Origin of the sequence: Curtobacterium sp. B8 (genome assembly GCF_000333315.1) — a bacterium.
Lineage (GTDB): Bacteria > Actinomycetota > Actinomycetes > Actinomycetales > Microbacteriaceae > Curtobacterium > Curtobacterium luteum.
Genome location: NZ_BACW01000479.1, coordinates 1 through 7,885, shown reverse-complemented (window position 1 = coordinate 7,885; position 7,885 = coordinate 1). Strand labels below are relative to the sequence as shown.

The 7,885-nt window shown below is 69.8% G+C and carries 9 protein-coding genes and 1 pseudogene; 7 read left to right on the top strand and 3 right to left on the bottom strand.

Translation table 11 applies throughout. From position 1 onward, the window contains the following. Positions 1-242, bottom strand: a pseudogene (locus I59_RS23180) (alkanal monooxygenase); the annotation flags it as partial. Positions 243-355: 113 nt separating this feature from the next. Between I59_RS23180 and I59_RS12325 the strand changes: the two are divergent. The 6 genes from I59_RS12325 to I59_RS12300 are packed head-to-tail and all read left to right on the top strand — an operon-like array spanning position 356 to position 5,930. Further along, on the top strand, positions 356-1,744 hold the full coding sequence (locus I59_RS12325; protein ID WP_022904122.1) for an FAD-dependent oxidoreductase: 1,389 nt from the start codon (positions 356-358) through the stop codon (positions 1,742-1,744). Next, positions 1,744-3,147, top strand: coding sequence for an arsenic transporter (locus I59_RS12320; RefSeq protein ID WP_022904121.1), 1,404 nt, complete (start codon positions 1,744-1,746; stop codon positions 3,145-3,147). The genes I59_RS12325 and I59_RS12320 overlap by 1 nt, the downstream gene beginning before the upstream one ends. 23 nt (positions 3,148-3,170) lie before the next feature. Continuing rightward, complete coding sequence (locus tag I59_RS12315) at positions 3,171-3,587, top strand: arsenate reductase ArsC (protein WP_022904120.1); 417 nt, start codon at positions 3,171-3,173, stop codon at positions 3,585-3,587. 20 nt (positions 3,588-3,607) lie between these two features. After that, on the top strand, positions 3,608-5,005 hold the full coding sequence (locus tag I59_RS12310; protein WP_022904119.1) for an FAD-dependent oxidoreductase: 1,398 nt from the start codon (positions 3,608-3,610) through the stop codon (positions 5,003-5,005). A 12-nt stretch (positions 5,006-5,017) separates the two neighbouring features. Beyond that, positions 5,018-5,413, top strand: coding sequence for a low molecular weight phosphatase family protein (locus I59_RS12305; protein WP_022904118.1), 396 nt, complete (start codon positions 5,018-5,020; stop codon positions 5,411-5,413). A 28-nt stretch (positions 5,414-5,441) separates the two neighbouring features. Next, the gene (locus I59_RS12300; RefSeq protein ID WP_022904117.1) at positions 5,442-5,930 is read left to right on the top strand and encodes a GNAT family N-acetyltransferase; all 489 of its coding nucleotides are present in this window, start codon (positions 5,442-5,444) and stop codon (positions 5,928-5,930) included. A 345-nt stretch (positions 5,931-6,275) separates the two neighbouring features. Here the strand turns inward: I59_RS12300 and I59_RS23755 are convergent, their stop codons facing one another. Beyond that, positions 6,276-6,755 carry a helix-turn-helix transcriptional regulator gene (locus I59_RS23755; RefSeq protein WP_187289821.1) on the bottom strand — a complete coding sequence of 160 codons (480 nt, stop codon included), beginning with the start codon at positions 6,753-6,755 and terminating at the stop codon, positions 6,276-6,278. Next, a complete protein-coding gene (locus I59_RS19955) occupies positions 6,752-7,453 on the bottom strand; it encodes a tyrosine-type recombinase/integrase (protein WP_261976574.1) in 702 nt (233 codons plus the stop codon). Before I59_RS19955 ends, I59_RS23755 begins: the two co-directional genes overlap by 4 nt. A gap of 227 nt (positions 7,454-7,680) precedes the next feature. Here I59_RS19955 and I59_RS23175 point away from each other — a divergent pair. After that, positions 7,681-7,885, top strand: a 205-nt coding sequence (locus tag I59_RS23175) for a hypothetical protein (protein WP_222835015.1), incomplete at its 3' end; no start/stop codon positions are given.

Here is a 7,885-nt window from a genome sequence, read left to right as displayed (position 1 = left end):
CGACCTGCACGCCGATCAGCGCGTCGGGGGTCTGGCGGAAACGCGACGGCCGAACGAGTCGCGGTACAGCGCGAGTGCTGCCTCGTGTTGTCGGACGCGAAGTGGTGCGCGAACGCGAACGAGACACCGAGCGCACCGGCGACCTGCGCGCTGTAGCCCGAGGAACCGAGCAGCCAGAACTCCGGCACGTCACCGTAGCCGGGCACTGCGCGGATGCGCGAGAGCGGGTTCGACGCCTCCATGCCGGTGAAGAAACCGATGAGGTCCGCGAGCTGCTGCGGGAAGTCGTCGACGTCGAGGCGGTCGGTCGATGTTCCTGTTCGACTTCCGATCGACCTGCAGAGGACCGACTCCGATGACTCACCTTGTTGCCGTTGGGGGCAGTGACGCCGGTATCGCCGCGGCGCTGCGCGCCCGTGAGCTGGACCCGTCGACCGACGTGACGGTGGTTCTCGCCGACGAGTTCCCGAACTTCTCCATCTGCGGCATCCCGTACTGGGTCTCGGGCGACGTTGCCGCGGAGGCGTCTCTCGCGCACCGCACCCGCGCTGACCTGGAAGCCGTCGGGATGACGGTCCGCTCCTCGACATGGGCCTCCGCCGTCGACGTCGACCGCCAGCTGCTCTCTGTCACCGGCCCGGCTGGTGAGGAGCAGATCGCCTACGACGAGCTGCTGATCGGGACTGGCGCGGAGCCGGTCCGTCCGGCTGGGATCCCGTTCGGTGAGCCGGGCATTCACCTACTGCACTCGATGACCGACGCGGAGCAGCTCGTTGCCGCCCTGGACCTTCTGCCTGCCGGCAGCCGTGTCGCGGTCGTCGGCGCCGGCTACATCGGCCTCGAGATGACCGAAGGCCTTGTCGCCCGCGGCTTCGACACGACGCTGATCCAGCGCGGACCGGAAGTGCTCTCCACCCTCGACCCGGAACTCGGTTCCCTCATCACCGCGGAGGTCCGCCGACATGGTGCAACCGTGCTGACCGGGGCGACGGTCACCGGCATCACCCCGGCCGGAGCTGGGCAGTGGCGGGTGGCGACGACGACGGCTGCCGGGGATGCGGAGGGCACGTTCGCGCTCGTGGTGGTCTGCGTCGGCGTACGGCCCGTGACGGACCTCGCGGCTGCGGCAGGCGCGCAGCTCGGGCGGGCCGGCGCGATCGTCGTCGACGAGCAGATGCGTACCGGGGTGCCGCACGTGTGGGCGGCTGGTGACTGCGTCGTGACGCATCACCGGCTCCTCGGCACGACGTGGCTCCCCCTCGGGACGACGGCGCACAAGCAGGGCCGTGTCGCCGGGGAGAACATGCTCGGTGGGTCCCGGACCTTCGCCGGTTCGGTGGGGACGCAGGTGGTGAAGGTGTTCGACCTGGTCGCCGCCCGCACCGGCCTCCGCCACCACGAAACAGCACCGCTGGACGTGTCCCCGTTGACCCGGGTGACGGTCGCGGATGACCACAAGCGGTACTACCCGGGTGCGGTGCCGTTGACGATCAGTGTCACCGGCGACCACACGTCCGGGCGGCTCCTCGGCGCGCAGATCGTCGGGGGACGGTCCGCGGAGATCAGCAAGCGCATCGACACCTTCGCCACCGCCCTTCACGCCGGGTTCACCGTCGACGACGTCATCGACCTGAACCTGTCCTACACGCCGCCGCTCGGGTCCCCGTGGGATGCCGTGCAGGTCGCCGCGCAGGGCTGGGAGCGCGCCGCCGCGGCAGCGAACCAGGCCGGGGTGGGCGTCTGATGGTGCTGGCGGTCGTCGCCGCGGCGATCTTCGTCGCGACGCTCGTGGTGGTGATCTGGCAGCCCAAGGGCTTCCCGATCGGCTACACCGCCCTCATCGGCGCGGTCGTCGCCCTCGCGACCACGGTCGTCGGGCTCGGGGACGTGCCGACGGTGGTCGGGATCGTGTGGAACGCGACGCTGACGTTCGTCGCGGTGGTGCTGATCTCGTTGATCCTCGACGAGGCCGGCTTCTTCGAGTGGGCAGCGCTCCACGTGGCCCGGTGGGGTCGCGGGAACGGTCGGCTGCTGTTCGTGCTGATCGTCGGCCTCGGCGCGGTCATCGCGGCCGTGTTCGCCAACGACGGGGCCGCGCTGATCCTCACTCCGATCGTCGTCGGGATGCTCCGCGCGTTGAACATGCCGGCGAAGGCGGCGCTGGGGTTCATCCTCGCCACCGGGTTCATCGCCGACACCGGCAGCCTGCCGCTGGTGGTGTCGAACCTGGTCAACATCGTCTCCGCCGACTACTTCGGCCTCGGGTTCGCCGAGTACGCCGCCGTCATGGTGCCCGTCGGCATCGTGTCCGTGCTGGCGTCTCTCGGGATGCTGCTGGCGTACTTCGGTAGGAGCATCCCGAAGTGGTACGACGTCCTCGCTCTCACCCGTCCGGCCGCCGCGGTGAAGGACCGGGCGACATTCCGAGCCGGCTGGGTGGTCCTCGCCGTGCTGCTGGTCGGCTACTTCGCCGCCGACCCCGTCGGGGTGCCCCTCGCCGCGGTCGCGGGTGTCGGCGCGGTCGTGATCGTTCTCGTTGCCGCCCGGCAACCCGCGTTCCTCTTCGCCCGCCAGGCTGCGTCCCCGGTCCTCGTCACGACCGGCGGCACCGCCGCCGTCACCGCTGGCAGTAGTGGCACCGGTGGCGGGTCGGGGCGGGTGATTCCGGTGTGGAAGACGATCCGGGAGGCGCCGTGGCAGATCGTGCTGTTCTCGATCGGCATGTACCTCGTCGTCTACGGGCTGCAGAACCAGGGCCTCACCGACTACCTCGCGAAGCTGTTCGAGGTGTTCGGGGACCACGGGGTCCTCGTCACCGCGCTCGGGGTCGGGTTCGTGATCGCGATCCTCGCGTCGCTGATGAACAACATGCCGACCGTCCTCATCGCCGCCCTCGCGATCGGCGGAGCCGGCGCGACCGGGCTGACCCATGAGGTGATGATCTACGCCAACGTCATCGGTTCCGACCTCGGGCCGAAGATCACCCCGATCGGGTCGCTGGCGACGCTGCTGTGGTTGCACGTGCTCGATCGGAAGGGCATCCACATCGGCTGGGGGCAGTACTTCCGCACCGGCATCGTGCTGACCGTCCCCGTCCTCGCCGTCACCCTGACAGCCCTCGCCGGCTGGCTCACCCTCATCCGATGACCGCCCGAACCGAAAGCACCGCCATGACCGCGACCCCCACGATCCTGTTCGTCTGCGTCCACAACGCCGGCCGCTCCCAGATGGCCGCCGGCTACGCGAAGGCCCTCGGCGGCGACCGCGTCCAGGTCCTCTCCGCCGGCAGCGCACCGAAGGACCAGATCAACCCCGTCGCGATCCAGGCGATGGCGGAGGACGGCGTCGACATCGCCTCGAACCAGCCGAAGATCCTCACCACCGACGCTGTCCGCGAGTCCGACGCGGTGATCACGATGGGCTGCGGCGACGCGTGCCCGGTCTTCCCCGGCAAACGGTACGAGGACTGGGACCTCACCGACCCCGCCGGGAAGGGCATCGACGACGTCCGCCCCATCCGCGACGAGATCAGGACCCGCGTGCAGGCGCTCCTGGCCGAGCTGCTGCCCACCGAAGCATCCGCCTGACCACCGGAAGGACCACCCCCATGACCCTCACCCTCACCGTCCCACCCCGGGCCGACGCGGACCGCCTCACCGGGCTCCCCGTCGCAGTCATCGGCGCCGGCCCCGTCGGACTCGCCGCCGCCGCGCACCTGCTCGAGCAGGGCCTGCCCGTCGTCGTCTACGAAGCCGGCGACACGGTTGGTACGTCTGTCCGTGCGTGGGGGCACACCAGGCTGTTCTCCCCGTGGCGGTACGTCATCGACGACGCCGCCCGCCGCCTCCTCGAACACACTGGCTGGACCGAGCCCCGCCGGTCGTCGCTGCCGACCGGGCACGACCTCGTCGAGCAGTACCTCGAACCCCTCGTCCAGACGCCGGAGCTGGCGCCGGTGATGCGGTACGGCGTCCGCGTGAAGGCGGTGTCCCGGCAGGGCATGGACCGCACGCGCTCCACCGGCCGCGCCGACACCCCGTTCCTCCTCCGCCTCCACGCGGCCGACGGTGTCGAGGACGTCACCGCCCGCGCCGTCGTCGACACGTCCGGCACGTACACGTCCCCGAATCCGCTCACCGCCGCGGGCCTCGCACCCGCTGCGGACCTCGGGGACCGGGTGATGCACGCTCTCCCGGACGTGCTTGGTGCGGACCGTGACCGGTTCGCCGGGAAGCGGGTCCTCGTCGTCGGGGCCGGGCACTCGGCCGCGAACACGCTCATCAAGCTCGCCGCCCTCGCGAAGGACGAACCGGGCACGACGCTGCTGTGGGCGATCCGGAACGCCGGCACCGCTCGCCTCGGTGCGGACGCCGCCGACGGGCTCGCCGCCCGCGGGCAGCTCGGCTCCAACGTGCACGGCCTCGTCGAGTCCGGGCAGGTCGAGCAGCTCGCGTCGTTCGAGATCGACGACGTCCGTCCCGACGGCGACCAGGTCACCGTCATCGGCCGCCGCGCCGGGGAGCCGTTCACCGTCACGGTCGACGTTGTGGTGAACGCGACCGGGTTCCGGCCCGACCTCGACATGCTCCGCGAGATCCGCCTTGGCCTGGACGACATCGTCGAAGCGCCCCGGGCGCTCGCGCCGCTGATCGACCCGAACCTGCACTCCTGCGGCTCCGTCCCCCCACACGGTGTCGCGGAGCTGGCGCACCCGGAGCCGAACTTCTTCATCGCCGGGATGAAGTCCTACGGCCGCGCCCCCACGTTCCTGCTCCTCACCGGCTACGAGCAGGTCCGCTCCATCGCCGCGGAACTCGCTGGCGACCACCAGGCCGCCCGCGACGTGCAGCTCGTGCTCCCCGAGACGGGCGTCTGCGCCACCGATGTCGGCGGCTCATCCTCCTGCGGTGTTCCCGCTACGACCGAAGCGGCCGAGGGGTCGTCGTGCTGTGCGGCGCCCGTGTCGGCCGCTCCGCCCGCCAGCAGCTCCTGCCGCACGAACTGAACCGGACCCCGCATGACCGACAAGCCCACCGTGCTGTTCATCTGCAAGCACAATGCCGGCCGTTCCCAACTCGGCGCCGCCCTTCTCGAACTCGCCGCCGACGACCGCTACACCGCCACCTCCGCAGGAATCGCTCCCGCCGACGAGGTGAACCCGTCGATCGCCGCGACCGTCGCGGAACTCGGCCTCGACATCAGCGACCACACCCCGCGGAGGGTCACCCCGGAGCTGCTGGATCAGGCCGACGTCGTCGTGCTGATGAAGCCCGGCCTCGACCTGCCCGCGACGCCCCGCGGGACGGTGTTGCAGTGGTCGTTCCCGGACCCGGAGTCTTGGTCCCCCGACGACGTCCGCCCCATGCGCGACGCCGTCGCCGCCCGCATCCAGGACGAGCTGCTGCACCCATGACCGACGACACCCCGGTCGCATCCGGCCGATGGTCGCCGCGGACTGGCCCAGTGTCGAGGCGACCTACCGGGAGGGCATCGCCACCGGGAACGCGACGTTCGAAACGGAGCCGCCGACCTGGGCGGCGTTCGACGCCGCAAAGCTGCCCGAGCATCGGTTCGTCGCCGTCGACGGTGATGAAGTCCTCGGCTGGGTGGCGGTCTCCCCGACCTCCGCCCGGCCGGTGTACCGGGGTGTCGTCGAGCACTCCGTCTACGTCGCCGCAGCAGCCCGCCGCCGAGGCGTCGGGCACGTCCTCCTCGACGCCCTGATCGCGTCAACCGAAGCCGCGGGGATCTGGACGATCCAGTCCGGGATTTTCCCCGAGAACACCGCATCCCGTGCACTCCACGCTCGGCACGGCTTCCGGGAAATCGGCACCCGGGAACGCGTCGGGCTGATGATGTACGGGCCCTGGGCCGGCCAGTGGCGCGACAACGTCCTCATCGAACGGCGCAGCAACCGAACCGGCATCTGAGCGGCACGAGCACGATCGAGCGCCCGGACATGCGCACGCCGACCTACCGCACGCCGCGAGATCCGTGAGCTCAATCGAACTCCCGAGACACCGGCCCGCCCGGTCGGGTACCCGCCAGGCGGGCCCACGTCGACGCGGTCGCGATGCTGACGCCGAGCACACGTGCGACGACAGCCGATGGGACCTGCGTGACGACGGTCCCCGCGGCGGCGCGATGTCCGACGGTGGGATCGACGCCCAACTGCCTCAGCTGCGCAGCGAGACTCGAGGGCAGGACATGGTCACCATGCCGATAGCCCGGAAAGATCCAAACGGGGTCAGCGTCCCTGCCGCCAAGCCGACGTTTCACTGCGATCCCTGACCGGATTGCCTCCACCCACGGGCGAGCAATGTCGGGCAGACGAAGGTCGATTGTGCCCAGCCGGATACTTGCGTCGTCGTCGCCGAGCTGGAGTGCGCTGATCGGGAGTGCCGCGATGCGGTGAACGCGGATGCCGTAGACGACGGCAAGGATGATCGCGAGTCGGTGGCGCGGGTCGAGGGTCTGGTCAGTGGCCGCCGCCGACAGCGCTGCTTCGTTCGACGCACCATGGTTCCCGCCGAGTAGGAAGTCCGGCCGCTCGTGCAGCGCAGAATGTCCGTCAAGGCGACGAGCACTTGCAGGTTGAGTCGCTCGGGACGCTCCGCGACGAGTCGGTAGACCTGGCTCGCAGAAAGCGTGATCCCACGCTCGGCGAGCAGCGGGATGAGTTTCGTCGTGCTGAACATGCCGACGGCAGCCATCTGCTCGCGCAGCCGCCATTCGTAGCTGAGCTGATGAGTCACGGGGTTCCCTTCAAGCTGAGGAGATGCGGCACACGATCGAGTGCATCCCGCAGGATTCGGTTGGCGAACTCGGCCGAGACGTGCGTGTAGATCCCCGTCGTCGACTGGTACGCGTGTCCGAGCTGCCGCTGCACGAACATCGGGTCGTGACCGTCCTCGATCAGGTGCGTCGCGTAACTGTGCCGGAGGCAATGCGGTGTCAACGCCCGATCCAACCCGAGCTCATCGCGGTACTGCGCGAAGCGGTCGCCGAGCGCGCGCTTCCCTACCCGCGCGCCACGCTCGGATAGCCACAGCGCACGTGTCGAGGTAGCCCCTCGCATCATCGGCAGGACGTTGTCGAGGTAGTCGCGGACCGCGTCAACCGCCCATGGCATCACGGTCGCGACGGCACGCGGTTTCGGTGGCGAGCCACGGGACGCCTTCCCGGAACGGACGCGAAGGAACCCGAACCCATCGAAGATCGGCACCTTGGGGTTCCGGTAGAAGTCGTGCACCTCGAGCATGACGGCTTCGTTCGCTCGGCGCCCCCAGCCGTGCGCGACCTTGAGCATCGTGGCGTCATGGTACGCGGCGATGGCGCCCTTGCGGCCAGCGTCGCGGCGCCGACTGACTTCCTCGTCGGCCCGATCGAACACAGCCTGCAGCTCGTCGCGGGTGAGCGGCCGCCGTGCAGGATTTGCCTCGGATTCCTGCACGTGCGCCGGAGTGTCCCACTCGTGACAAATCTGGACCGGGTGGTTCCGAACCGGGTCTCGCATTCTGCGACCCACCCGTAGTGCGGCGAGCAGACGAAGTCGCAGAACTGCCGGATCGTGTCCTGATAGCGGCGCAGCGTCGACGCCGCGAGCCGGTGCGTCGCGACCAGGTCGGTCATCCACTCGTCGAGCATCGCCGCGGACCACGTCCACGGCCACTCCCCTGCGTGCCGCTGGAACTGTCGCACCACCTGGATTCGGTTCGTCACGGTGGGCATCCGCAAGCTCCGGCCCCCGACCATCTGCGAACACCACCCGTCGAGCATCTCGTCGAACACGGCTGCGTCCTCATTGAGCAGCAGCACTCCGGAAAGCAGATGCAGCTCCGCCGAACCGTACCGCTCTCACACCACAGCATCTCCTCCGTGCAAT